Source organism: Segeticoccus sp., from assembly GCF_035708005.1.
Map to the genome: position 1 here is coordinate 1 of NZ_DASSTI010000168.1, position 23014 is coordinate 23014.

Here is a 23014-nt window from a genome sequence, read left to right on the forward strand (position 1 = left end):
CCTCAAGCGACGAGTTGTCGCCGAGGGGACCAGCGACCCCGCTCAGTACTCGATGAAGAAGATCGACTGGGTGCTCGCCACTCTCGACCGGCTGGGGCTTCCCCCGCTGCCCGACCCAGACGAGCCGCCGCCACCATCGCCTCGCCCGTCGTCGTAGCAGGATCCCGCACTGGTCACGCTCCGCGTGACGATCGCCAAACCGAGCACACCGATGAGACCGGGCGGGTGGTCCGGTCTACCCGTGCGATGACTGAACTTGACCCGCCCTCGGCGGCGCCGTGTCGGCGTAGCGAGGCAGGTTCGAGACCCTCCACAGACGAAGAGGAAGCCTCGATGACGGAGAGCACCGGAGTTGCGAAGACGACCGAGGCGGTCATTGACCGCTTCAACCGGGCGTTTCAGGAACGGGACACTTCCCTCCTTGAGGACATCATCGGGCACGGAGACGCCTCGCTACACCCTGCGCACCTCGCCGGAATCAGCGTCGGCGGGATGGTCGCTCAGGTCGCCGCACTCGACCATCCCGGGGCATTCTCGGCACTCACCCTGGCCAGTACTCGACCGGTCGCGCCCGGCAAGCCGGACGTCTACCTCCCCGACCACGACCAGGCGACGATGAGGCGTCTGTTCGTGCTTCCGATGCCCGACTGGGCCGACCGCGAGGCAGCGGCGGAGTTCGCCGAGGCTCGCGCGGAGATCCGCGGCGACGACCCCGTCGCCGCAGGCACGATCGCCGCGCGCATCTGGGACCGCACACCCGGCACCGCACCCCCGATCCCCATGGCCAATCAGCTCGGCATGGTCTTCTCCAAGCTTGACTGCAGACCCCGATGGCGCGAGCGCCCATCTGAGATCAAGGTCCCTTCGCTCGTGGGCCGCGGCCGCCGAGACCGGTTCTTCCCCGTCGGCAACGGCCAAGCAATTGCGCGCGAGATCCCCGGTGCACGGCTGATCGTCCTCGAGGAGGTCGCCACCGTGATCCCCGACGGGGCGACCGGCGCGGTCGCAGAGGCCATGCTCACGCTGGGATAGCGGACCGGCTCGCCGCGCACGTGTGGCACCCACACGGCAACGGCAGCCGGCGACGGTCCCGTCGTACCACCTGCGTCGTGCCACGCCGCCTCGCAGTGGCCCCCCTTCCTCGATGAATCCGACCTTTTCGTAGGCGCGGATCTTGCGTGGGGACGCGGTCCTGTCTGCGGTCTCCACTCTTGCGCGAGCCGTTGGCTCGGTTGGCTGTAGGTGGCGCGTGCCGTGATGATGTCAGGGATGGGCGACGACAACACGTATGAGAATGGGTCTGGCGGGGCATCGCTGGTCGGCAATGCGGAGGTGGTGCGGGCCGCTTTCGATGCGATGCCGACGATGATGGCGGTGTTGGAGGGACCCGAGCACCGTCTGGTGGCCGCCAACCGGGTCTGGCGGACGTTGGTGGACCGCCCGTTCCTGGATCAGCCGGCGCGGGAGGTGCTGCCCGACATCGCCGGGCAACAACTGTTCGAGCTGCTTGACAACGTGTACGCCTCGGGGGAACCAGTGACCGCCCGCGAGTGGCGCATCCAGTTCCAGACCCAGCAGGGCGAACCGTTCGAGGTGTTCCTGGACTTCACCTTGGCGCCGTGGTTGTGGGACGACGGCCGGGTGCGCGGGGTGCTGGTGAGCCAGGCTGATGTGACTGAGCGGGTGCGGCAGCGGCAGGCCGAGCAGGCGCGCACGGCCGAGGCGGAGCGCCGCTATGAGGCCGCACGTGATGTGGTCGCCGAACTGCAGCAAGTGTTGTTGCCGACCGGGTTGCCGGTGCTGCCGCAGGCGAGTGTCGCGGCGCGGTACCTGGTCGCGGCCCGCGACCAGGCCGCCGGCGGTGACTGGTTCGACGCCGTCGCGCTGCCCGGCGGCGCCTTGGCCCTGGTGGTCGGCGACATCGTCGGGCACGGCGTGGCCGCGTCTGCGGCGATGGGCCAGCCTACGCGCGGTGCTCGATGAGCTGCTGGTGGACACCGGCGACGTGCACGAGGCGCTGGCCCGCGCCGACCGGTTGGCGGCCCGAACCCCGGCGATGCGGACCAGCACGGTGTGCCTTGTCATCTTGGACCCGGCAAACGGCACGCTGCGGTATGCCACGTGCGGGCACCCGCCGCCCCTGGCCCTGGCTGCCGACGGGACAGCCCACTACCTGGCCGCCTCTGGCGCCGGGCCGCTGGGAACCGGAGCACCCGTGAAGGTCGCCACGGCCAAGCTGGGGCCGGGGCAGGTGCTGCTGTTGTACAGCGACGGGCTGATCGAACGGCCGGGGCGCACCTTGACCGACGGGATGGACGTGCTGGCCCAGGTGGCCGGCGACGCCGCCGCCAACCGGGCGCTGCCCAGCGGCGCCCCGGCCTCGGCCGCCGAGCGGGTGTGCCAGCAGGCGGTCGAACTGCTCACCCGAGCCGGGTACGACGACGACGTCACCGCCCTGGCCGTCGAGTCCCGGCCGATCCCACCTAAGCCGCTGCACCTGCGGATGCCCGCCCGGGCCGAGGCCGTGGCCGAGATGCGCGCCGCGCTGGAGGTGTGGGTGCGTCAGTTCGACCCCCGCGTCGAGGATGAGCGGGCACTGCAGCTGGCCGTCGGGGAGCTGGTGACCAATGCGGTCGAGCACGCCTACCGCGACCGGGCAGCCGGCGAGGTCCGGGTGGACGCCGCGCTCGGCGCTGACGGCGTGGTCCAGCTGGACGTGGCCGATGACGGGACGTGGCGCGAGCCTGGCGGCGCGCCCCGGACACCGACGCGCGGACGCGGCCTGTGGCTGGCCCAAGCGATGGTCGAGAGCCTCGATGTGGTCCACACTGCGGGTGGCACGATCGCGACCCTGCGGCAGCGGCCGCACCGGCCCGCGCTGCTGGGGTCGGCCCCGGCCGGGCAGACGGTAAGAGAGGAACTCATGAGAGAGTTCAGCACCCAGCTGCGCGAGGGAACCCCGCGCGAGCTGGCGGTGAGCGGCCCGGTCGACGTCGGCACCGCCGCCCAACTGGCTGCGCAGCTGGACCATGCCAGCCGGGGCGGTGTGCACCCCCTGACCGTCGACCTGACCGACGTCGACCTGTTGGCCAGCGCGGGGGTACATGTGCTGTTCGACCTGCGCGACCGCCTCGCCGCCCACGGCAACCCGCTGACCCTGGTGACCGGAACCGGCACCCCAGCCCAGGACGTGCTCGCCCTGGTCGGCCTGGACGCCCACCAGCAGCACCCGGACGATGAGCGCCCGGCGCTGCCGGGTTCATAGGCTGATGGCTCACCACGATGGGGAGGTGGATGAGGGTGTCGTCGGCAGGTCACGCGCACGACCTGGCCGTGCAGTTCCGTGACGTGAACGACTAGCTGCATGCCGGCGGTGACCCGGACACCGCTCGACAACGCCTGGTCGACCTCGCCGTCCCGGTTGACCAGGTATGCCGCCCCCGTCGCCTCCGCGAGCGCGAGGCCGCCAGTCAGGTAGTCATTGTGGATGTGGGTCTCGATGGTGATGACCTCGGGCGTGTCATGGCCTTCCTTCAAGAACGATTGTGGCTGCGGCGGAGGCGGGACCAGGCGATGCCAGCAGCCACCAGCGCGACGGTGGCAGGCACCAGCCACACCGGAACCGCGGCGGCGAGCTCGGTGACGGCCTGCTGGGCGTTGGTCTCCAGGTCGGTGGTGTCGCCCAGCCCGAGGACACCGGTGAGGCCAGCGGTGCCGTCGAACCGGAGGAACAGGATGCCGATGGTGAGGAAGAGCAGTCCGGCGACGGCGTTGGTGCTGTGGACCCGAATGGGGCCGAGGGCCAACAGCCGACTGCGAACCCACGCGCGCTGGCCGAGGTGGTAGCGGTCCCAGAACCAGGCGAGGACGAACAGGGGCAGGGCCATGCCGAGGGCGTACACCGCCAGCAGCGCCCCGCCGAGCACGGGCGACGCTTGTGTGGCGGCGAGGGTGAGGATCGCCCCCAGGACCGGGCCGGAGCAGAAGCCAGCCAAGCCGTAGACCGCGCCGAGGGCCAACGTGGACAGGTAGCCGCCGCGGCCGGCTCCGCGAGAGGCCGACCAGGTCTGGAGCCGGGCGACGAACGGGACCCGCAGACTGCCTCCGAGCAGCTGCAGCGCACCTACGGCGATGATGACCCAGCCGGCGGCCAGGATCAGTTGCTGACGGTGGCCGTAGACGAGTGTGGACACCGCGGCCGCACCGCTGCCCAAGGGGACCAGCGTCACCAGCAGGCCGAGGTAGAAGCTGCCCGTGCGGGCCACCAGGGTTCGCCGGCTGGAGAAGGCGTAGGCGAAGAAGGAGGGCAGCAGCAGCGCGCTGCACGGTGACAGCAGCGCCAAGACGCCGGCCGCCAGCGCGGCGAGCAGGCTGACATCCGTCATGACGCCTCCGCTGCTGCCTGCTCGATGGCCTGGCGGAAGACCTTGGCTGGCTGCGCGCCGATCACCGGCCGGCCGTTGATCAGGAAGGCCGGGGTGCCGCTGACCCCGATCGACTGGCCCTCCTGGAAGTCCTTCCTGATGCCGGCCGCGAGCGCAGGGTCCCTCATGTCCGTTCTGAGCCGATCCCCATCCAGGCCAACGGACTCAGCAACCGCCACGAGGTGGTCCACGGTCAGGGCACCGCTGTTGGGTGGTGACTGCTCGGCATACATGGCGTCGTGGAACTCCCAGAAGCCGTCCTGCTCGGCCGCGGCGCGCCCGGCGAGGGCGGCGGTGTAGGACTCCTCGCCGAGGTAGGGAAAGTCGCGCCACTCGATGCGGAGTGTGCCGTTGTTGACGTACTTGCGGACGAGATCAGGCTCTGTGTCGCGCGCGAACTTGCCGCAGAACGGGCACTGGAACTCGGAGAAGTTGACCATGACGACGGGCGCGTCGACGTCGCCTCGCGCCATCGGGTCGCCTGGGGCGCGTCGTGCCAGCGCGCTGGGGACCTGCGGGGCCTCCTCCGATTTCGGGGCAGCCTTCGGTGAGGTGGCCCGCTCTGGGGCCCGGCTCGAGGTCTGTGTCCTGCCTTGGGACGCCGCCGGCTCGGCATCCGAGGATCGGGCGGCCAGAAACGTGAACGCCGCGACGAGGGCGGCGACGATCGCGACCACCACCGGCACCGTGGCCGTCCGGCGCGACACCGGGGCAGGGTCGTGGGGGCTGGGCATCAGAACTCCTCGTGGGTGGTCGGAACTCGGCGCGGCTCGGAGCTGGCCGAGACGGTGCACGCGGTCGCTGCGGCCAGACGTGCGCGCAGGGCCCAGAGCAGCAGGCCGACCGCGACGAGCTGCAGGACGGGCTGGAACGACCGGAACCAGGCCAGGGCACCGGAGTAGCCGAGGGCGAGCAGCGCGAGCTTGTTGCAGACCGGACAGCCCACGGCGAAGAAGGTCAGCAGCCCGGCCAAGCTCCCTTGGCGCGCCGGCTGGTCCGAACTCGACAGGTTGGTGCTGGTGTCGGCAGCAGCCGGCTCGTTCGTCGGGTCGGCGACGTACGTCGCGGCGAGCAAGCCGGTCAGCACGGCCGACACCGCGAGCGCGGGCCAAGCCCACCACTCCGGCGGTACGTCCCGATTGAACAGGGGCGTGTCGGGCAGGTCGGTCGGGATCGCGATGACCAGCATGGCCGTCACGCTGACGAGCACGGTGACGGTCCACCGGCGCGGGGACCACCCGCGCAACGACCTGACGTGGGCGCCCACGTCAGGCACCCTGCTCGATGGGTAGCCTGGCCAGGCGCCACTCCAGCATCCCGTCCTCCAGGCGCCGGGCCGGCCGACCCTGGGTGTGTAACAGGGTCACGGCATCGTGGGCCAGGACGCAGTACGCCCCTCGACAGTAGGCGACCAGGTCACCGGCGGGCAGCTCGGAGAGGTGCTCGGCCAGGTCGCCCAAGGGCATCGACAGCGCTCCGGGAATGTGCCCCGCGCGGAACTCCTCCGGTGGGCGCACATCCAGCAGCGTCACCTCGCCGGTCCGCAGTCGCGCGAGCAGCTCCTCGCGGCTGACCTCCTGCACGTCCTCACCGCCAGAGCCCAGGTAGGCGTCCAAAGCCGCCTCCACGTCCGGCGAATGCGTGCGGGCGGTCACCCCCAGCCGGGCGAACAGAACCGCCACGTCCTCCCCGGCCAACCGGTAGATCACCCGCGTGCCCTCCCGATGGGTGCGCACCAGCCGGGAAGCGCGCAGGATCTGCAGGTGCGCTGACACGGTGCTCATCCCCTGCCCCGTGGCCCGGGAGATCTCCTCCACCGAGTGCGGGCTCTGCGCCAGCAACTCGATGATCTCCAACCGCTTGGCGCTCGCGAAGGCCTTGCCCACCACGGCGAGCTCGTCGAACAGACCGGTTCGCGGCTGGCTCATTCTGCTCCTCCAACGATCAATGGAATAAGCAAGAAGGGTAGGTCACCTCGCCCGTTGGCACCAGAGTGGGTTCTGGATGGGGAGATTGCCCCGTCCGCAGTGGGACGGAAATACAGCCGCGGGTACGTGTCGACGCTACGCCGCGGAGGTCAGGGCCGAGCCTCGGTGACATCGGCGACCGTTGCGGTAAGAGTCCGCACGAGGTCGCCGGCGGCAAGCGTGGCCGAAACGCCGTGCGCGCCGGCGCCGATGGAGACCGTGTCGGTGACGTTGGTGTCGACGATGACAGGCCAGGCATGCAGCGAGCCGAACGGGGTGATCGTGCCGCGTGCGTAGCCGGTCACCGCGCGTGCGGTGTTCGCGTCCGGCATCGACAGTCGGGAGACGCCGAGGAGGGCGCGCAGTTTCGGCCACGAGATCTGCCGGTCGCCGGGCACCAAGACGAAGAGGTAGTCGTCCTCACCGCGGCGCACGACAAGGGTCTTGATGACCTGTGCGGCGTCCAGGCCTCGTGCAGCCGCGGCTTCGGCCAGGGAGTTGACCGGGCCGTGCCGCACGATGGTGTGCTCGACGCCCGCGTCCTTGAGGGCCTGTATCGCTCGCTTCTCACCGGACGGTGTCACGTCTTCGTCCTTCCATGGTCGGTCCCGTGTCAACCGCGGCCACAACAGAGGCTAATCACCATGCGCTTGCGGGGTGTCGCGCGGCGCTGTGTCGAACCTCACCGACACGGCCGGACGTGGTCGCCGGCCCCGTCGGTAACCTCACCGAGGAGCCCGCGCCCATGTGGTGAACGAGAAGTACCGGTGGAAAGGACCGAGGTTGGACAACACACAGGTCGCCGTTGTCGGTGGAGGGGTGTCCGGGCTCAACGTGGCACGCCTGCTCACTGCGGGGGGCGTGTCGTTCGAGCTCTTCGAGGCCAGAGACCGTCTCGGTGGCCGCGTCCTGACCGTGGACGGCTCCGGAGCAGTCAGCGAAGACGGGTATGACCTCGGACCATCGTGGTTCTGGCCGCGACTGCAGCCGGGCATCGGCGGCCTCGTCGAGGAGCTCGGGATCGCGAGCTTCCCCCAGAGCAGTGACGGCGACGTCATCTTCGAGCGCATGTCGCGTGAGCCCGCTCAACGTTATGCAGGGATTCGCCAGGAGCCAGAGACGATGCGGTTCGTCGGAGGGTCCGCCGCGCTCGTCGCGGGCCTCGCAGGCAAGGTTCCCCACGACAGGGTGCGTCTGAGCTCGACCGTCATGGGACTTCAGCTCGGGGGCGGCGGGGTACGGCTGACCTACCGCGACGGGTCGGGGTCCGAGCGGTCGGTCAACGCCGAGTACGTCGTCGCAGCGCTGCCGCCCAGGCTTCTCGAGGCCACGATCGGTTTGGCCCCCGCGGTGCCGCCGCAGAATGCCCTCCTCTGGCGCGGCACACCGACGTGGATGGCGGCGCAGGCGAAGTTCTTCGCGTTGTACGACTCGCCGTTCTGGCTGGGGGCGGCCCTGTCGGGGACGGCACAGAGCATGGTCGGGCCGATGCTCGAGATGCACGACGCCACCACACAGTCCGGCGGTGCCGCCCTCTTCGGCTTCGTCGGCGTGGGCCCGGTGGAACGGCAATCGATGGGAGAGCAGGCCCTCACCGACGCCTGCCTTGCCCAGTTCGCCCGGATCTTCGGACCGGAGGCGCAGACGCCGACCGCCACGATCCTCAAGGACTGGGCCACCGACCCCCTGACGGCAACGACCGACGACACGACGTCGAGCGGACATCCATCGTCGGCACCATCGTGGGTGAACGGCCCGTGGGCCGACAGACTCGTCTTGGCCGGCAGCGAAGCGAGCCCGCACGAGGCGGGCTACCTCGCCGGCGCCATCGAAGCATCCGCCCTCGCCGCGACGGACATCCGCCGGCGCCTCGATCGGTGAAGGACACCCGCATGGCCACCCGTTCGCGCCACATCGACCACCTCGTCCTCGCCGTGCACGACTTGCCGAGCGCGGCGTCCTTCTACGCCCAGCTGGGCTTCCAGGTCGGGGCACGCAACCGTCATCCCTGGGGGACCGAGAACCACGTGATCCAGTTCGCCTCGTCGTTCCTCGAACTGATCACGGTCGCTGACGTCGAGCGGATCCCACCGCAAGGGCCGCGCTCGTTCAGCTTCGGCGCGTTCGTGCGCGACTACCTGTCCAGACGTGAGGGCTTGGCGATGTTCGTCCTGGACAGTTCCGACGCGCAGGAGGATGCGGCCGATTTCGCGCGTCAGGGGATCGGTGACTTTGAGCCGTTCTCCTTCGAGCGTTCGGGACGTGCAGCGGACGGGAGTGAGACCCACGTCGCGTTCACGCTGGCCTTCGCCGCCGATGAGCGGCTGCCCGACGCCTCCTTCTTCGTCTGCCAGCAGCACTACCCCGAGGCGTTCTGGAGCCCACCACTCCAGCGTCACGAGAACGGCGCCACGGATGTGGCCGGCGTGGTCCTCGACCTCGAGCATCCGGACGAGCACGCCGGCTTCCTGCAGGTGTTCACCGGAGCGCGGCCGTCCGACAACGGACTTCGGTACCGTCTCGCACGCGATGGCTGGCTCCAACTCGAGTCCAGCTCAGGCGAGAGGGGATTCACCGGGTTCAGCGTCGCCGTGACCGACCTTGGCGCGGTGGCGCGACGGCTCGCCGAGGAGCACATTCCCTTTCAGGAGCTCCCCGACCGCCTCGAGATCGCCCCAGGCCAGGGCTTCGGTGCGAGGATCGCGTTCGAGCCCGCGAGTTCGTAGCGGACTGCGCGTCACTCCCCCTCCGGTCTAGGAGGCATCCGCGTGCGGGGAGATCCGTGACGGCGTCGCGGAGGTCAGGCGCGCACGGCAGCCCCGACGGGCTGGCGCCGGGTGTCGTCCCCGTCGTCCCGGAGCTGGGCGACGCCGGCGGCACCCGCGGCCGGCGAGGTCGCCTCCCCTTCAGAGGGCGTGGCCTTCATGGAAACGGTCGTGCGCAGCGGGATCTCACGCAGCGCGATCACGCAGCCCAGGGCGAAGAGCCCCACGACCGCGGCGGCGGCGAAGATGAGGCCGAAGGTGTCGCCGTAGGCGTGGTGGATGACGTGCTGGATCGGGGCGGGCAGGTCGGCGATGTCCAGGTCTGCGCCCCCGCCTTGAGCAGCGTGGGCCGCCTGTGGGCCCAGGGCGCTGATGCCGGCGACGATCTTGGTCTGGACCTGGTCGGCGAGGACCGCCCCGAGTGCGGCGACCCCGAGCGCGCCGCCGAGGGAGCGGAAGAAGGAGATCGTCGCAGAGGCGGCGCCGATGTCCTTGACGTCGACCTGGTTCTGCACGGCCAGCACGATGTTCTGCAGCAGTGCTCCAATGCCCAAACCCATCACGGCCATCCAGACGGCGACCTGCCAGTAGGGCGTGGTGTGGTTGAGGAACCCGAGTCCGGCCATGCCGACGACCATGGCGACGGCGCCGGCCAGCATGAGCTGCTTGTAGCGGCCGGTGCGTGTGACGAGGAGCCCACCGAAGACGGAGGAGACCAGCTGGGCACAGATCAGCGGGATGGTCATCATGCCGGCCTTGGTGGGGGAGTTGCCGTCGGCGAGCTGGAAGTACTGGGTCATGAAGGTGGACGCGGAGAACATGGCCACACCGACCGCGACGCCCGCGATGATCATCAGCGTGGCGGTGCGGTTGCGCAGGACCCGGATGGGGACCACCGGCTCAGCCACGCGCAGCTCCACGAGCACCGCCAGAGCGGCAGCAATCAGGAAGGCGGCGAGGAAGGCGACGGACTGCCAGGAAACCCAGGGGTAGTCGGCTCCGGCGAACGTGACCCACAGCATCGGCAGGGCCGCGGCGATCGCCAGCAGAACCGCGCCGAGGTAGTCGATCCGGACCGTTCGGCGCAGCGTGGGCAGGTGCAGCGTGGCTTGCAGCAGGCTCAGCGCGACCACAGCCAGGGGGACGCACACGTAGAAGCACCAGCGCCAGCCGTATGCGTCGGTGATCACGCCGCCGAGCAGGGGCCCGGAGACCGTGGCGACGGCCATGACGGCGCCCATGTAGCCGCTGTACCGGCCGCGCTGGCGGGGCGCGATCATCGTGCCGATGATGGCCTGGACCAAGGCGGTCAATCCGCCCATGGCGATGCCTTGAACGGCGCGAGCCGCCATCAGGCTCGAGACGCTGTGGGCCAGACCACCGCCGACGGATCCGGCGACGAAGAGGACGATCGACAGCTGGACGAGCAGCTTCTTGCTGAAGAGGTCGGCCAGCTTTCCCCAGATCGGAGTGGTCACGGTCATCGCCAGCAGCGAGATGGTGATCACCCACGTGTACTGGCGTTGCGTGCCGTGCAGGTCGGACATGATCGTGGGCAGGGCGGTGGCCACGATCGTGGAGGACAGCATCGCGGTGAACAGGGCGGCGAGCAGTCCGGTCAGCACACGCAGGATCTGGGCGTGGCTGTATTCACCATCAGCGGTTGCGCCGGTGACGGCGCGCGCCCGTTGCGGGTCGGTGGCCCCCTCGGCCGAGGTTGCGGAAAGGCTCATGCGGGCGGCTCCAAGGTGGGAATGGCGGAAGCGGGTGTCAGGGATGGGCGCGCTGAGGCGTCGGACTCGGCAGGGCCATGAGTGTGGGGAGGGCAGGGGCGGCTGCTGGCCGTCACGTCGTGGATCTGGGGAATCCGGTGCAGTAGCCCCTCCAGCCGCTGCAGCACGCTCACGGCTTGCTCCAGCTCGTCGGCGCTGAGCTCGGCGAAGGCCTGTCCCACGAGGTCCTGGAGAGCGGTGGTGTGCCGGTCGAGCTCCCTCCGCCCGGTCGCGGTCGCCCGCAGTCGGCAGGCGCGCGCGTCGGCCGGGTCGGTGGCGCGGGTGAGGTAACCGGACTTCGTCAGGTCAGCGACCGCCCGGGAGACCACGGAGGTGTCCACGAGCAGTTCGCGGGCCAGGTCGCTCAGGCGCCGATCCCCGTGGGCGACGCGCCGCAGGATGCCTGCCTGGGTGCCGGCCAAGGACCGCAGACCGTCGTGCGTGGCGGCCAGTCGGGCGGTGCGCACGAAGCTGGTCAGGGCGTCGGCGAGCCGCGTCGCCGAGGTGGGGTCCATGTCCACTCCCAAGACGAAAGGTTTGGTTGCTGCATGCAACTATACAACTAGTTGCCTGCGACAACCAAACGATTCGCCGCGCCCCACAAGCGGTCGATTCCTATGCCTCTCCGTCCAGGTCGTTGAACCGGCTCAACAGGGCCGCCAGCTCGCGCAGCTCGGTGACCGTCCAGGGTGCCAACGCCGCCGCCATCGCGTTCCGACGCCCTTGCTGCGAGCGCTCCAACGCCGACCGACCCTCCCCGGTCAGGGTGATCAGCCGGGCGCGCGCATCGTGCGGGTCCGGCACCCGCGCCAACAGCCCGAGCTGCTCCAGATCGGCCACCGCCCGGCTCGTCGTCGACTTGTGCAGCGCCAGCGCCGCCCCCAAGTCGACCGCGCGCACCCCCGCTCCCGAGGGGTCAAGCGAGTAGAGGACCCGCAGCAGCGCATACCCCGACGCGTCCAGGTCCGGGTGCACCTCCCCGGCGATCCGTGCCGACTGGCTCCGGGCGCGGCGGAACAGCCGACTCAGTTGCACTTCCAGCTCTTCGATCGCGCCGGCACGTCCGCGACCCGTCGACGCCCGCGACACGTCTCCTCCGGAATCCCGATCCCGTCTCGTCACCGGACCAGCCTGACACCACGGCGACGCGGTGCTGGCTCCGCCGTGCGCACCTGAGCCTGCTCCGTGCGCACGGGTGGTCGTCCTCGTACTGTTGCGCTCGGCATACCCACCAGCTCCGAGCGAGGGAGACGATGAAGACCATGACCTGCCGCCAGCTCGGCGGACCGTGCGATCTGGCCCACCACGGCGAGACAGCCGACGACGTCATCAATGCGCAGGACAAGCACCTGAAGGAGGCGGAGAAGGCCGGTGACGCGAGTCACCAGGCGGCCCGCGATGCGATGAAGGGGCGGTGGCGCCATCCGAAGAAGTCACTGGGCTGGTACCGAGACATGAAGAACGCCTTCGCCGCGCTGCCGGAGGACTGAGGGCAGGATCGTTCAGAATCCCAGCGGCAGGCCGGCATAGTTCTCGGCGAGCCCGGTGGCACCGGCGGTGCTGGTGGCGACCCAGCGCAACTGGGACAGCTGGAGCTGGGTGTCGAAGGGGTCGCCGCTCTGGTGCAGCATCGTGGTCATCCACCACGAGAAGTGGGTGCACCGCCAGACCCGTCGCAAGGCGGTGTCCGAGTAGGCATCCGCGAGTGCCGTGTCGTGCTTGGCCAGCAGGGCGACCAGGGCCGGCGCGAGCAGCGCGACGTCGGCCACCGCGAGGTTCAGCCCCTTGGCGCCGGTCGGCGGGACGATGTGTGCGGCGTCTCCGGCGAGGAAGAGGTTGCCGTAGCGCATCGGTGACTGCACGTAGCTGTGCATCGGCAGCACGCTCTTCTCGGCGATCGGCCCCGGGTAGAGTTCCCAGCCGTCCTGGCCGTGGCCGAGACGCGCGGCGAGGGCTGCCCAGATCCTGTCGTCGGACCAGCTGCTGGCGTCGGTGCCGTTGGGGACCTGCAGGTAGAGGCGGCTCACCGTGGGGGAGCGCATCGAGTGCAGCGCGAACCCGTCGGGGTGCCAGGCATAGATGAGCTCGTCGGTCGACGGCGGCACGTCGGCAAGGACGCCGAGCCAGGAGTAGGGATAGACCCGCGTCCACACTTCGCGCGCCCGTTCGGGGACGGCGGCCCGGCAGGGGCCGAAGGAGCCGTCGCAGCCGACGACCACGCCCGCCTCGATCCGCACCTGCCGACCATCCATGTCGGTGAAGGTCACCGCTGGCTGGTCAGACTCGATGTCGTGGATCGCGGTGTCGCTGACCTCGTAGATGACCCGTCGCCCGGCCGCCCTGCTCGCCTCGATCAGGTCGCGCTGCACCTGCGTCTGCCCGTACACCCACACATGGCGGTCGACCAGGCTGGCGAAGTTGATGTGGTGGCGCTCGTGCGGCCACTGCAGGTAGATGCCGCGGTGTGGGTGCCCCTCGGCGTCCAGCCGCGAGCCGAGACCGACGGATCGGAGCAGGTCGACGGTGGAGTTCTCCAGGATGCCCGCCCGGATCCGGGCAGCGACGTAGGCCTCCGAACGGGTCTCGACGACGATGCAGTCGATGCCTTCGCCGTCCAGCAGGTGGGCGAGCAGCATGCCGGCCGGCCCGGCGCCGACGACGGCGACCTGGGTGCGCAGTGTGGCGGCCATGACCTCCATGTAAGTGCCTCGCCGACGGAGGCGCCAACCTCAGGTCCGCTCGGGCCCGGACCCCTCGGCGCCGGCGTCGATCTCGTCGAGGATCGGCTGGGCGATGCGGAAGGCGTTGTTGGCGTCCGGGACGCCGCAGTAGATGGCGGCGTTGAGGAAGACCTCCTTGATCTCCTCGTTGGTCAGCCCGTTGCGCCGGGCGGCCCGTACGTGCATCGCCAGCTCCTCGTGGTGGCCACGGGCCAGCAGTGCGGTGAGGGTGATCATCGAGCGGCTGCGACGGTCCAGGCCGGGCCGGGTCCAGATGCTGCCCCAGGCGTACCGCGTGATGAAGTCCTGGAAGTCACGGGTGAAGTCGGTGGTGCGGGCCAGCGCGCGGTCGACGTGGGTGTCGCCGAGGACCTGGCGCCGGACGGCCGTGCCGGCGTCGCCGACCGGGTCCCCTTCGCAGAGGTATGCCGGATCGCCGCACCTCAGGTGCTCGCGCAGGAGCTGGGCGACCTCAGCGGGTGCCTCGGCCGGTGCGAGGTGGGCGACGTTGTCCAGCACGACCAGCCGGCCGTTCTGCACGGTGTCCGCGACCAGACGCATCCCGGCGATCGGCGCGGCCTGGTCGTCGTGCCCGGCGACCGCGAGCACCGGTGCGCTGATCTGCCCGAGTCGGTCGCGCACGTCGAAGGTGGCCAGTGCCTCGCAGACCGCGGCGTAACCGGACCGGTGGGCCTCCTGCAGGGCGCGCAGCAGCTCGGCGCCGACGGACGGCTCGCGGTCGAGGAAGCCGGGGGAGAACCAGCGGCGGGCCGAGCTGTCCACCATGATCGGGGTGCCCGAGGCCCGCACCGTCGCCGCGCGCTCGCGCCAGCCGGACTCCTCGCCGATCTTCGCGCCGGTGCACAGCAGTGCTGCCGCGCGCACCCGCTCGGGCGTGTCGAGCAGCAGCTGCAGTCCGACGGCGCCACCGACGGAGTCACCGGCATAGGCGAAGCTGGTGCCGGGGTCGCCCCGCTCCAGCTGGACGCGGTCCACCAGCTGCAGGACACCGGCCGCCAGTTCGGCGAGGTCGAAGGGCTCCTGCGGCTCGACGAGGGTGTTGCGGCCGTGGCCGGGCAGGTCCCAGGCGACGACGTGGAAGGTGTGGGCGAGCCGGGCCGCGGTGGCCGACCAGAGCGCGGTGGCCGAGGTGCCCAGCGAAGGGCCGCAGACGAGCAGGGGCAGATCGGGGCCTCCGCCCAGCTGCACGGCCGTCACGCGGGGCACGCTCATCCGGACTCCTCCTGGTCCTCGGGGGTTCGAGAAGGCCGTGGGCGGCTCAGGAACTGCCGGGCCCGGTCCCGGGCCTGCTCGACCACCGTGGCGCTGTTGCCGAGGTAGGTGGCCGGGTCCTCGTCGGCGGCCTGGTCGAGCAGGCCCGCCATCGTGCGCCGTTCGGCGAGCACGCCGGGCAGCGCTGCCTCGAGGTTCGTGCGCATGCGGTCGTGGTGGACGCGCAGGCCCCGGAGCAGCTCGGTGGCCTGCCGCGCGGCCACGACGGTGCGCCGTCCCAGGTCGCGCAGGGCGGCCCACTCCAGGTGCCAGGCGCCGCCGGCGCGCTCCTCGACCATCTCCGCCGCGGCCAGGTGCAGCTGAGCCGCCAGCGAGGGCGCGGCCAGGGCAGCCCGCCGGATCAGCACGGACAGCACCGGGTTTGCCTTGTGCGGCATGGTGGAGGAGCCGCCGCCGTGTCCCTCGGCGAGCTCGCCGATCTCCGGTCGGCTGAGGGTGAGGACGTCGTTGGCGACGTGGCCCCAGGCGTCGGTGCAGGTGAGCAGGGCGTCTGCGTAGCGGGTGAGGCGCACACGGGTGGTGTGCCAGGCGGTGGCCGGTGCCAGGCCGAGCTGTCCGGCGGTGTCCCGGATCAGGCTCGCCACGACGTGGGCCGGGTCGGGCAGGTCGCGCAGGGCGGCGAGCTCTGCGGCGGCGGCCATCGTGCCGGCCGCCCCACCGAGCTGCACGGCCGGCCCCGGCCGGGCGGCGGCCAGCAGGTCGGCCGCCCCCAGAACACCGTCCAGCCAGCCGGCGATCTTGGTGCCGAACAGGATCGGCACCGCGGGCTGGGTCAGCGTCCGCCCGGTCATCGGCCGGTTCCCGTGCGCCTCCAGCAGCGTGAGCAGGGCCTCGACGTGGCTGCGCAGCTCGCCGGAGACGGTGTCCAGGACCGGGACCAGGCAGCAGGCCAGAGCGGTGTCGACCGTGTCCTGGCTGGTCAGGCCCCGGTGCAGCCACGTCGCTGCCGCCCGGTTCCGGGGCGCGACCCGCTCCCGCAGCAGGGCCACCAAGGGGATGGCGGGGTTGCCGCCGGACTCCGCCTCCCCGGCCAGCTGCGCCAGGTCCCCGTCGCCCACCAGGCTGGTGAGGTCGTCCGCGGCCACCTCCGGTGCGACGCCCTCGGCGACCAGGGCTGCCAACCAAGCCGCCTCGACCCGGGTCATGGCCTCGAGGAGCGACGCCGACGTCAGCAGCGTGCCGGCACGGGAGTCTCCCGGCCAGAACAGGTCGCTCACGGGGCCACGCTCCCGCAGGCGCGCGCCGCCCTCACGACGCAACGTGGCGGGGGTGGCGCAGGAAGACGGTCTCCTGCTCCCCCTGCAGGTGCACATCGAACCGGAGGGCGTCCTCGTCCTCCCGGTGGGCCACCAGGGTGCGGCGTCGCTCCTGCGGCACCGAGGTCAACAGGGCGTCGGTGTTCAGCGCGGGGTGGTCCGGCAGGTAGATGCGGGTGAACAGCCGGTCGAGCAGGCCGCGGGCGAACACGGTGAGCGCGATGAAGGGCGCGCCGCCCTGCCGCGTCGGCCCGGGCTCGACCGTGCTGAACCAGTAGTGGCCGGCGTTGTCCGTGGCCGCGCGGCCCCACCCGGTGAAGGTGTGCCCATCCCGGTGCAGCGACCCCGGCCGGCGCACCACCTTCCCGGTCGCATCCGGCTGCCACACCTCCAGCAGGGCGTCGGGCACCGGCAGTCCCGCGCCGTCATACACCGTGCCGTGCAGCCAGACCGCGCCCGGGTGCGTGGGCGGGACGAGCTCGTTCCCCCCGGCGTACGGCAGCGCGTAGCCGAAGAAGGGGCCGACCGTCTGCCCGGGGGTGGGTGCCGAGGTCGTCATACATCCTCCAAGGGGGTCTGGTGGCGACCGGTGAGCACGATGTCCCAGCGGTAGCCGGTGTGCAGCTCGGGCTGGGTCACGTCGTGGTCGTAGGCCGCGACGAGGCGCTCGCGGGCCGCCGCATCCGGGATGGACTGGAAGATGGGGTCCAGGGCGAACAGCGGGTCGCCGGGGAAGTACATCTGGGTGATCAGCCGCTGGGTGAAGTCGGTGCCGAACAGCGAGAAGTGGATGTGCGCCGGCCGCCATGCGTTGTGGTGGTTCTTCCACGGGTAGGGCCCGGGCTTGATGGTCCGGAAGGCGTAGGACCCGTCCGGCCCGGTCAGGCACCGGCCCACCCCGGTGAAGTTCGGGTCGATCGGCGCCGGGTGCTGGTCGCGCTTGTGGAGGTAGCGCCCGGCCGCGTTGGCCTGCCACACCTCCACGAGCTGGCCGACCACCGGCCGGCCGTCCCCGTCCAGGACGCGTCCGCTGACCACGATCCGTTCCCCGATCGGCTCCCCCCGCTCGGTGATCGTCAGGTCGGCCTCCAGGGGGTCGACGTCCTGCGGCCCGAAGACCGGTGCCCACAGCTCGATCTCCTCGGGATCGGCGTGGCAGAGGTCCTTGGTGGGGTGGCGCAGGATGCTGCTGCGGTAGGGCGGGAAGTCCAGCAGCGGCCCCAACAGCTCCGCGCCGGCCGCCTCGTGGCGGCCCGCGAGGTCGGCGATCTCCGCACTGATCTGGTCCTGGGTGGCAGCCGCCCGGTCCGAGGACGCCTCGGGCGCGATCCGCCCCTCGTCAGCCGTGTTCACGCCCCTGACGGTAGGGATCGTCGGCGCCGACCGCCAGCAGACCCGTCCGCGTCCGGTGGCGTGCGGCCCGGCCGAGGAGTAGGACAAGGCTCAACGACCCGAGGTCTCCGAGGCGGTTCCATGAGCACGACACCTCCCCTGAAGGACAGGACCCCGACCGGAGCGGCGATCGTCGCCCGGCTGGAGCGTCTCGAAGTCTGGTCGCTGTCCTACTCGTTCATCGCGATCATCGGACTCGGGTTCCTCTTCACGTTCTACGACATCTTCGACATCAACGTCTCCTTCATCCAGACCTGCGTGGAGATCAAGCCCGGGTGCACCCCCGAGACCGCCCTGGGTTCCCTTCCCCTCCCGGTCGTGCTCAACCTCGCCGGCTACGTCGTCGGCACCCTGGTCCTCAGCCCGCTCGCGGACCGGTTCGGCCGGCGGAACATGCTGCTGATCACGATGCTGATCACCGGGCTCGGCTCGCTCTACAACGCGTTCGCCCCCGACTACCCCAACTTCGTGGCGGCGCGGATCGTCACCGGTGTCGGCATCGGCGCCGACCTGGCGATCGTGAACACCTACATCAACGAGGTCGCGCCGCGAAGGGCCCGCGCCAAGTTCACCACCCTGATCTTCATCATGTCCGCGCTGGGTGCGCTGGTGGGCATCTGGCTCGGCCTCCTGCTGACCACCGAGCCGACCCCGTGGCCGTTGGGCCTGCCGTTCGCCCTGGGGAGCCCGACCTTCACCACCGGGTGGCGGTGGATGTACGGAATCGGCGCCATTCTTGCCCTGGTGGCCGTGCTGCTGCGGGTGGAATTGCCCGAGTCCCCCCGGTGGCTCATCGGGCAGCACCGCCTCGCCGATGCGGACGCGATCGTCGCCGACATGGAGCGGCGCGCCCAGCGGCACGGACCCCTCGCCGAACCCTCGGCGCGCGTGCCCGAGGAGGTGGTGGAGCCGCCCTCGCAGGTGCCCTACAGCGACCTGCTCCGGAACCCCCTCTACCGGCGCCGGATCCTGCTGCTGTTCGCGTTGTGGTTCATCGGCTACATCACCGTCTACTCCTACGCCTCCGGCTTCACGAGCGTGCTGTCCGCCCTGAAGTACCCGCCGCCCGAGGCGGGCGTGATCGCCGCCGTCGGCACGTTCGGCTTCGTCGCCGCGGCGATCGTGATGACCTTCGTGGTCGAGCGACTGGAACGCCGGCACTGGCTGCCGATCGCCGCGGTCGTGACCCTCGTCGGGGCGGCCCTCATCGCCGTGGCCGGTACCAGCATCGGGGTCGCCTTCATCGGCTCGATCCTCGTCTTCGCCGGGTTCAACTTGTGGGTTTCGCCCACCTACGCCCTGTCGGCGGAGTCGTTCCCGACCAGGGCGCGCACCACCGGGTTCGCGATCGTGGACGGGGTCGGCCACATCGGCGGCGGCATCGGCGTGCTCGTGATCGCGCCGTTCCTGCCGCACATGTCCACGCTCGGCGCGCTGATGCTCATCTCGGCCTTCCTGGTCGTCGCCGCCGTGATCGCGCAGTTCGCCCCGCACACCCGCAACCGGCACCTCGACCAGATCTCGCCGTAGAGCCGCGCGTTGCGACCACTGACTGCCGCGCGTCACCTCCGTGTTACGGGCCCTCAGGTGCCAATCGCGTAACGGTCGAGGTGCGGTTGCATAACAAAGGGTCATGTCGGGCTTGCCAACGGTTTACCCCCTCCTGACCGAGCCGATAGGTCTGGAAACCCCCGTCCGCTCCCCATCCGGGGACGGACGACCCCTGGTGACCGAACCGGCCGGCATCACCCTGCTCGGCCTGTAGGAGGTGGCACATCGTGCGTAGGCACATGAAGACCATGGCGATCGCGGGAAGCGTCGCATTGCTCGCGGCAGCGTGTGGCGGTGGAGGCGGTGGTGGTGAAGCCGGCAGCACCGGTGGCTCCGGCTCCGGCAGCAGCGCGTCGGCCAGTGGCGGCGGCGCGGCCGGCGGCTCCTTCTCCGTCGCCCGCGGTGAGCCGACCTACCTGTTCCCGCCCGGCAACTGCTACGAGTCGGAGTGCTCGGCGATTCTGGACACGCTCTGGGCGGGCCTGGTGGAGATCAAGGACAACAAGCTGCAGTACCGCGTGGCGAAGTCCATCACCTCCGACGACCAGATCCACTGGGACATCAAGCTCAACAAGGGCTACACGTTCGCCAACGGCGAGCCGGTGAACGCCGCGGCGTTCATGCGCGCGTGGAACTACACGTCCTACGGGCCCAACGCCCAGCAGACCTCCGGCTTCTTCACCCAGGTCAAGGGCTACGACGCCCTGCAGGGCGACAAGCCGAAGGCCAAGAAGCTCAGCGGCCTGAAGAAGGTCAACGACTACGAGTTCAAGGTCACCCTGGACGCACCGTTCAGCCAGTTCCCGTACATGCTGACCTACAAGCCGGCGTTCGCGGCCGTCAGCCAGAAGTGCCTCGACAACGTCAAGGCCTGCAACGAGGGCAAGATGCCCATCGGCGACGGCCCGTACCAGATGGATGGGCAGTGGGCCCACAACGACCACATCAAGGTCAAGAAGAACCCGGGCTACCCGGGTGAGGATGCCGGCAAGGCCGACGAGATCACGTTCAAGCTCTACCAGAAGATGGACACCGCCTACCGCGACTGGCAGGCCGGTAACCTGGACATCGTCGCGCCGATCCCGTCCCAGGTGGACCAGGCCAAGCAGGCCGCCGGCGACCGCCAGCTCACCGCGACCAGCTCGTCGTTCACCTACGTCGGCCTGCCGATGTACGTCGACTACCTCAAGAACCCGAAGATCCGGCATGCGCTGTCGCTGGCGATCGACCGCAAGGCGCTCATCAAGAACCTGCTCGCGGGCCTCGGGAAGCCGGCACAGTCCGTGGTCTCCCCGGTCGTGCCCGGCGGTGGCGGCGACCACTGCAAGTACTGCGAATACGACCCGAAGCGCGCCAAGCAACTCGCCAAGGAGGCCGGCGGCCTGCCGAACACGATCACCATCTGGGTGAACACCGGCGCCGGCAACGACGAGTGGGTCCAGGCGGTCGGCGACATGTGGAAGCAGACCTTCGGCGTGAACTACAAGATCAAGGCCATGGAGTGGCCCGAGTACCTCAAGACGATGGGTGCCCACAAGGCAACCGGTCCGTTCCGCCTCGGCTGGCTGATGGACTACCCGTCGATGATCAACTACATGAAGCCGATCTACTTCAAGAACGCGCCGTCCAACTACATGGGTTACGACAACCCGAAGTTCGAGGCGCTGATCAAGAAGGGCAGCGCGGCTTCGAGCAACGACGAGGCCATCAAGTACTACTCGAAGGCCGAGGACATGCTCATCGAGGACATGCCGGTCATCCCGATCCTGTACGGCCAGGAGTTCGTCATCTGGTCCCAGCACGTGGGCAACGTCAACTACAACGCCGTCAACGGCATCGACTACACCCAGGTCACGGTCAACCAGTAACCCGACGGACGGCATAGCCAACGAAGGCGGCTCTGGGCTGCGGCGCTACGGCGCCGCGGCCCACGCCGCCGCGTGCCACAGGAGGTGAGTGCCGGCATGGGCCGATACGTCCTACGCAGGTTGCTCCAGTTCATCCCCGTGTTGGTGGGGACCATGTTCCTCATCCACTACATGACCGCGTTGGGCATCCAGGTCACCGGCAACCCGATCACGGCCCTCTTCGGCCCCAAGCAGCCCCCGCCCGAGGTGATCCACGCGCTGTCGAAGAAGTACCACCTGGCTGACCCGTGCTTCAAGCAGACGGGCAACCCGTGCTTCAACGTCTTCGTCGCCCGACTCGGTGACTACATCCACGGAGACTTCGGCTCGAACTTCCGGGACCAGTCGGTCATCGACCTGCTCAGCCGCCGGTGGCCGATCACCGCGCGGCTGACGGTCATCGCGATCGTGTTCGAGTCGGTCTTCGGCATCTTGTTCGGCGTCCTCGCGGGCATCCGCAAGGACAAGTTCGCCGACAACACGATGCGCATCATCACCCCGCTGCTCATCGCCATCCCGGTGTTCGTGCTCGGGGTGCTGGTGCAGCTGTTCATCGGCGTCTACGTCGGGGTGTGGATCGGTGGCAAGCCGTGGATCCCCGACTGGGTGCACAGCATCTTCACCGTCACCTACCGCGGTGATGCACCGTGGCTCAGCCTGATCGTGCCGGGGATGGTGCTCGGCGCACTGTCGTTGGCATCGATCGCCAGGCTCACCCGCACGGGATTGGTGGAGAACCTCAGCTCGGACTACGTGCGCACCGCGCAGTCGAAGGGGCTGCAGCGACGCCGCGTGATCGGCGTGCACGCGCTACGCAACTCGCTGATCCCGGTGGCAACCTACATCGGCGCCGACTTCGGCTTCCTCATCAGCGGCGCGATCGTCACCGAGGGGATCTTCAACATCCCCGGCGTCGGCGGACTGGCCTACCAGTCCGCGCTCGGTGGCGAGGTGCCCGTGATCGTCGCGATCGTGACGATCCTCGTGCTGATCTTCCTGACCTTCAACCTGCTCGTCGACATCGTCTACGCCGTGCTCGACCCGAGGATCCGCTATGACTGAGATGCAAGCGACCGAGATCGCCGATCCCGAGGCCACGAAACGGGAACCCGACCCGGGGCGCAGCCTGTGGAGCGACGCCTGGCACGACCTGATTCGCAACCCGCTGTTCATCATCCCGATGCTCGTGGTGCTGGCGGTCGTCTCGATGGCGATCGCGCCCCAACTGTGGACCAGCGTCAACCCGCACGACTGCAACATCATCAACAGCAAGCAGGGTCCGAGCGACGGGCACCCGTTCGGCTTCAACGTCTACGGCTGCGACATGTACTCGCAGGTCATCTACGGCGCGCGCCCCGACGTGATCATCGCGGTGGTCTGCACCCTCGGGACCACGGTGCTCGGCGTCCTCTTCGGCACGGTCGGCGCCTACTTCGGCGGCTGGGTCGACGTGGTCATCTCCCGGCTGACCGACATCTTCTTCGGCCTGCCGTTCATCCTCGCCGGCCTGATCTTCCTGGCGATCGTGGGTTCGCACTCGGTGTGGGCCATCTCGATCCTGCTGATCGCCTTCGGCTGGCCGCAGATGACCCGCATCGTGCGCGGCAGCGTGCTGGAGGCCAAGAGCCGGGACTACATCGAGGCGACCCGCATCTTGGGCGCGAAGCACCCGCGGATCATCTTCCGGCACATCCTGCCGAACGCGATCCAGCCGGCGATCGTCATCGCCACGATCGCGCTCGGCGGCTACGTGTCGGCCGAAGCGACCCTGACCTACCTCGGCGTCGGCCTGCAGCAGCCGACGATCTCGTGGGGAGTGCTCATCTCCGGCGGACAGGAGTGGGCGGTCAGCGGCCACCCGCACCTGCTGATCTACCCCTGCCTGTTCCTGGTGGCCACGGTGCTGAGCTTCATCCTGCTCGGCGATGCGTTCCGCGACGCCCTCGACCCGAAGCTGCGCTGAGGAG

23 protein-coding genes are annotated in these 23014 nt (G+C 69.9%); 10 read left to right on the top strand and 13 right to left on the bottom strand.

Annotated features, from left to right (window positions below):
• Nucleotides 1-333 precede the first annotated feature (333 nt).
• The 3 genes from VFL99_RS15895 to VFL99_RS15905 all read left to right on the top strand — a co-directional run bounded on the left by VFL99_RS15895 (nucleotide 334) and on the right by VFL99_RS15905 (nucleotide 3265).
• On the top strand, nucleotides 334-1032 hold the full coding sequence (locus VFL99_RS15895) for an alpha/beta fold hydrolase (protein WP_325107331.1): 699 nt from the start codon (nucleotides 334-336) through the stop codon (nucleotides 1030-1032).
• Nucleotides 1033-1269: 237 nt separating this feature from the next.
• Nucleotides 1270-1983 carry a PP2C family protein-serine/threonine phosphatase gene (locus VFL99_RS15900; protein WP_325107332.1) on the top strand — a complete coding sequence of 238 codons (714 nt, stop codon included), beginning with the start codon at nucleotides 1270-1272 and terminating at the stop codon, nucleotides 1981-1983.
• On the top strand, nucleotides 1973-3265 hold the full coding sequence (locus VFL99_RS15905) for a SpoIIE family protein phosphatase (protein WP_325107333.1): 1293 nt from the start codon (nucleotides 1973-1975) through the stop codon (nucleotides 3263-3265). Before VFL99_RS15900 ends, VFL99_RS15905 begins: the two co-directional genes overlap by 11 nt.
• 268 nt (nucleotides 3266-3533) lie before the next feature.
• Here the strand turns inward: VFL99_RS15905 and VFL99_RS15910 are convergent, their stop codons facing one another.
• The 5 genes from VFL99_RS15910 to VFL99_RS15930 all read right to left on the bottom strand — a co-directional run bounded on the left by VFL99_RS15910 (nucleotide 3534) and on the right by VFL99_RS15930 (nucleotide 6975).
• Complete coding sequence (locus VFL99_RS15910; protein WP_325107334.1) at nucleotides 3534-4385, bottom strand: cytochrome c biogenesis CcdA family protein; 852 nt, start codon at nucleotides 4383-4385, stop codon at nucleotides 3534-3536.
• Complete coding sequence (locus VFL99_RS15915) at nucleotides 4382-5158, bottom strand: DsbA family protein (protein ID WP_325107335.1); 777 nt, start codon at nucleotides 5156-5158, stop codon at nucleotides 4382-4384. Before VFL99_RS15915 ends, VFL99_RS15910 begins: the two co-directional genes overlap by 4 nt.
• The gene (locus tag VFL99_RS15920) at nucleotides 5158-5691 is read right to left on the bottom strand and encodes a hypothetical protein (protein ID WP_325107336.1); all 534 of its coding nucleotides are present in this window, start codon (nucleotides 5689-5691) and stop codon (nucleotides 5158-5160) included. The genes VFL99_RS15915 and VFL99_RS15920 overlap by 1 nt, the downstream gene beginning before the upstream one ends.
• A gap of 1 nt (nucleotide 5692) precedes the next feature.
• The gene (locus tag VFL99_RS15925) at nucleotides 5693-6352 is read right to left on the bottom strand and encodes an ArsR/SmtB family transcription factor (protein ID WP_325107337.1); all 660 of its coding nucleotides are present in this window, start codon (nucleotides 6350-6352) and stop codon (nucleotides 5693-5695) included.
• Between the two features lie 149 nt (nucleotides 6353-6501).
• Nucleotides 6502-6975: an aminoacyl-tRNA deacylase gene (locus VFL99_RS15930; RefSeq protein ID WP_325107338.1), complete on the bottom strand. Its 474-nt coding sequence runs from the start codon at nucleotides 6973-6975 to the stop codon at nucleotides 6502-6504.
• 199 nt (nucleotides 6976-7174) lie between these two features.
• Between VFL99_RS15930 and VFL99_RS15935 the strand changes: the two genes are divergently transcribed.
• A complete protein-coding gene (locus tag VFL99_RS15935) occupies nucleotides 7175-8272 on the top strand; it encodes a flavin monoamine oxidase family protein (RefSeq protein ID WP_325107339.1) in 1098 nt (365 codons plus the stop codon).
• A gap of 11 nt (nucleotides 8273-8283) precedes the next feature.
• On the top strand, nucleotides 8284-9117 hold the full coding sequence (locus VFL99_RS15940) for a VOC family protein (protein ID WP_325107340.1): 834 nt from the start codon (nucleotides 8284-8286) through the stop codon (nucleotides 9115-9117).
• Nucleotides 9118-9191: 74 nt separating this feature from the next.
• On the opposite strand, the gene VFL99_RS15945 is transcribed toward VFL99_RS15940, so the two are convergent.
• The 3 genes from VFL99_RS15945 to VFL99_RS15955 all read right to left on the bottom strand — a co-directional run bounded on the left by VFL99_RS15945 (nucleotide 9192) and on the right by VFL99_RS15955 (nucleotide 11963).
• The gene (locus VFL99_RS15945; RefSeq protein WP_325107341.1) at nucleotides 9192-10889 is read right to left on the bottom strand and encodes an MDR family MFS transporter; all 1698 of its coding nucleotides are present in this window, start codon (nucleotides 10887-10889) and stop codon (nucleotides 9192-9194) included.
• Nucleotides 10886-11443, bottom strand: a complete 558-nt coding sequence (locus tag VFL99_RS15950) for a MarR family winged helix-turn-helix transcriptional regulator (protein ID WP_325107342.1) — start codon at nucleotides 11441-11443, stop codon at nucleotides 10886-10888. Before VFL99_RS15950 ends, VFL99_RS15945 begins: the two co-directional genes overlap by 4 nt.
• Nucleotides 11444-11543: 100 nt before the next feature.
• Nucleotides 11544-11963: a MarR family winged helix-turn-helix transcriptional regulator gene (locus tag VFL99_RS15955; protein ID WP_325107343.1), complete on the bottom strand. Its 420-nt coding sequence runs from the start codon at nucleotides 11961-11963 to the stop codon at nucleotides 11544-11546.
• A 218-nt stretch (nucleotides 11964-12181) separates the two neighbouring features.
• On the opposite strand from VFL99_RS15955, the gene VFL99_RS15960 reads away from it, so the two are divergent.
• A complete protein-coding gene (locus tag VFL99_RS15960; RefSeq protein ID WP_325107344.1) occupies nucleotides 12182-12418 on the top strand; it encodes a hypothetical protein in 237 nt (78 codons plus the stop codon).
• 12 nt (nucleotides 12419-12430) lie between these two features.
• On the opposite strand, the gene VFL99_RS15965 is transcribed toward VFL99_RS15960, so the two are convergent.
• The 5 genes from VFL99_RS15965 to pcaH are packed head-to-tail and all read right to left on the bottom strand — an operon-like array spanning nucleotide 12431 to nucleotide 17550.
• The gene (locus VFL99_RS15965; protein WP_325107345.1) at nucleotides 12431-13618 is read right to left on the bottom strand and encodes a 4-hydroxybenzoate 3-monooxygenase; all 1188 of its coding nucleotides are present in this window, start codon (nucleotides 13616-13618) and stop codon (nucleotides 12431-12433) included.
• A gap of 39 nt (nucleotides 13619-13657) precedes the next feature.
• On the bottom strand, nucleotides 13658-14881 hold the full coding sequence (gene pcaDC / locus VFL99_RS15970; protein ID WP_325107346.1) for a bifunctional 3-oxoadipate enol-lactonase/4-carboxymuconolactone decarboxylase PcaDC: 1224 nt from the start codon (nucleotides 14879-14881) through the stop codon (nucleotides 13658-13660).
• On the bottom strand, nucleotides 14878-16158 hold the full coding sequence (locus tag VFL99_RS15975; RefSeq protein WP_325107347.1) for a lyase family protein: 1281 nt from the start codon (nucleotides 16156-16158) through the stop codon (nucleotides 14878-14880). Before VFL99_RS15975 ends, pcaDC begins: the two co-directional genes overlap by 4 nt.
• A 31-nt stretch (nucleotides 16159-16189) precedes the next feature.
• Nucleotides 16190-16756: a protocatechuate 3,4-dioxygenase subunit alpha gene (pcaG, locus tag VFL99_RS15980; RefSeq protein WP_325107348.1), complete on the bottom strand. Its 567-nt coding sequence runs from the start codon at nucleotides 16754-16756 to the stop codon at nucleotides 16190-16192.
• A complete protein-coding gene (gene pcaH / locus VFL99_RS15985) occupies nucleotides 16753-17550 on the bottom strand; it encodes a protocatechuate 3,4-dioxygenase subunit beta (RefSeq protein ID WP_325107349.1) in 798 nt (265 codons plus the stop codon). The genes pcaG and pcaH overlap by 4 nt, the downstream gene beginning before the upstream one ends.
• A 120-nt stretch (nucleotides 17551-17670) precedes the next feature.
• Here pcaH and VFL99_RS15990 point away from each other — a divergent pair, with 120 nt between their 5' ends.
• From VFL99_RS15990 to VFL99_RS16005, 4 genes are all read left to right on the top strand, one after another.
• A complete protein-coding gene (locus VFL99_RS15990; RefSeq protein WP_325107350.1) occupies nucleotides 17671-19119 on the top strand; it encodes an MFS transporter in 1449 nt (482 codons plus the stop codon).
• A 248-nt stretch (nucleotides 19120-19367) separates the two neighbouring features.
• Nucleotides 19368-21008 (top strand): peptide ABC transporter substrate-binding protein, encoded by a 1641-nt coding sequence (locus VFL99_RS15995; protein ID WP_325107351.1) that lies wholly within the window; start codon nucleotides 19368-19370, stop codon nucleotides 21006-21008.
• Between the two features lie 96 nt (nucleotides 21009-21104).
• Nucleotides 21105-22109, top strand: a complete 1005-nt coding sequence (locus VFL99_RS16000) for an ABC transporter permease (RefSeq protein WP_325107352.1) — start codon at nucleotides 21105-21107, stop codon at nucleotides 22107-22109.
• The gene (locus tag VFL99_RS16005; RefSeq protein WP_325107353.1) at nucleotides 22102-23010 is read left to right on the top strand and encodes an ABC transporter permease; all 909 of its coding nucleotides are present in this window, start codon (nucleotides 22102-22104) and stop codon (nucleotides 23008-23010) included. The genes VFL99_RS16000 and VFL99_RS16005 overlap by 8 nt, the downstream gene beginning before the upstream one ends.
• Nucleotides 23011-23014: the final 4 nt, after the last annotated feature.

Coding starts and splice junctions, on each gene's coding strand:
- VFL99_RS15895 (WP_325107331.1), top strand. CDS start 334: ATGACGGAGAGCACCGGAGTTGCGAAGACGACCGAGGCGGTCATTGAC.
- VFL99_RS15900 (WP_325107332.1), top strand. CDS start 1,270: ATGGGCGACGACAACACGTATGAGAATGGGTCTGGCGGGGCATCGCTG.
- VFL99_RS15910 (WP_325107334.1), bottom strand. CDS start 4,385: ATGACGGATGTCAGCCTGCTCGCCGCGCTGGCGGCCGGCGTCTTGGCG.
- VFL99_RS15915 (WP_325107335.1), bottom strand. CDS start 5,158: ATGCCCAGCCCCCACGACCCTGCCCCGGTGTCGCGCCGGACGGCCACG.
- VFL99_RS15925 (WP_325107337.1), bottom strand. CDS start 6,352: ATGAGCCAGCCGCGAACCGGTCTGTTCGACGAGCTCGCCGTGGTGGGC.
- VFL99_RS15940 (WP_325107340.1), top strand. CDS start 8,284: ATGGCCACCCGTTCGCGCCACATCGACCACCTCGTCCTCGCCGTGCAC.
- VFL99_RS15945 (WP_325107341.1), bottom strand. CDS start 10,889: ATGAGCCTTTCCGCAACCTCGGCCGAGGGGGCCACCGACCCGCAACGG.
- VFL99_RS15950 (WP_325107342.1), bottom strand. CDS start 11,443: ATGGACCCCACCTCGGCGACGCGGCTCGCCGACGCCCTGACCAGCTTC.
- VFL99_RS15960 (WP_325107344.1), top strand. CDS start 12,182: ATGAAGACCATGACCTGCCGCCAGCTCGGCGGACCGTGCGATCTGGCC.
- VFL99_RS15965 (WP_325107345.1), bottom strand. CDS start 13,618: ATGGCCGCCACACTGCGCACCCAGGTCGCCGTCGTCGGCGCCGGGCCG.
- pcaDC (WP_325107346.1), bottom strand. CDS start 14,881: ATGAGCGTGCCCCGCGTGACGGCCGTGCAGCTGGGCGGAGGCCCCGAT.
- pcaG (WP_325107348.1), bottom strand. CDS start 16,756: ATGACGACCTCGGCACCCACCCCCGGGCAGACGGTCGGCCCCTTCTTC.
- VFL99_RS15990 (WP_325107350.1), top strand. CDS start 17,671: ATGAGCACGACACCTCCCCTGAAGGACAGGACCCCGACCGGAGCGGCG.
- VFL99_RS16000 (WP_325107352.1), top strand. CDS start 21,105: ATGGGCCGATACGTCCTACGCAGGTTGCTCCAGTTCATCCCCGTGTTG.
- VFL99_RS16005 (WP_325107353.1), top strand. CDS start 22,102: ATGACTGAGATGCAAGCGACCGAGATCGCCGATCCCGAGGCCACGAAA.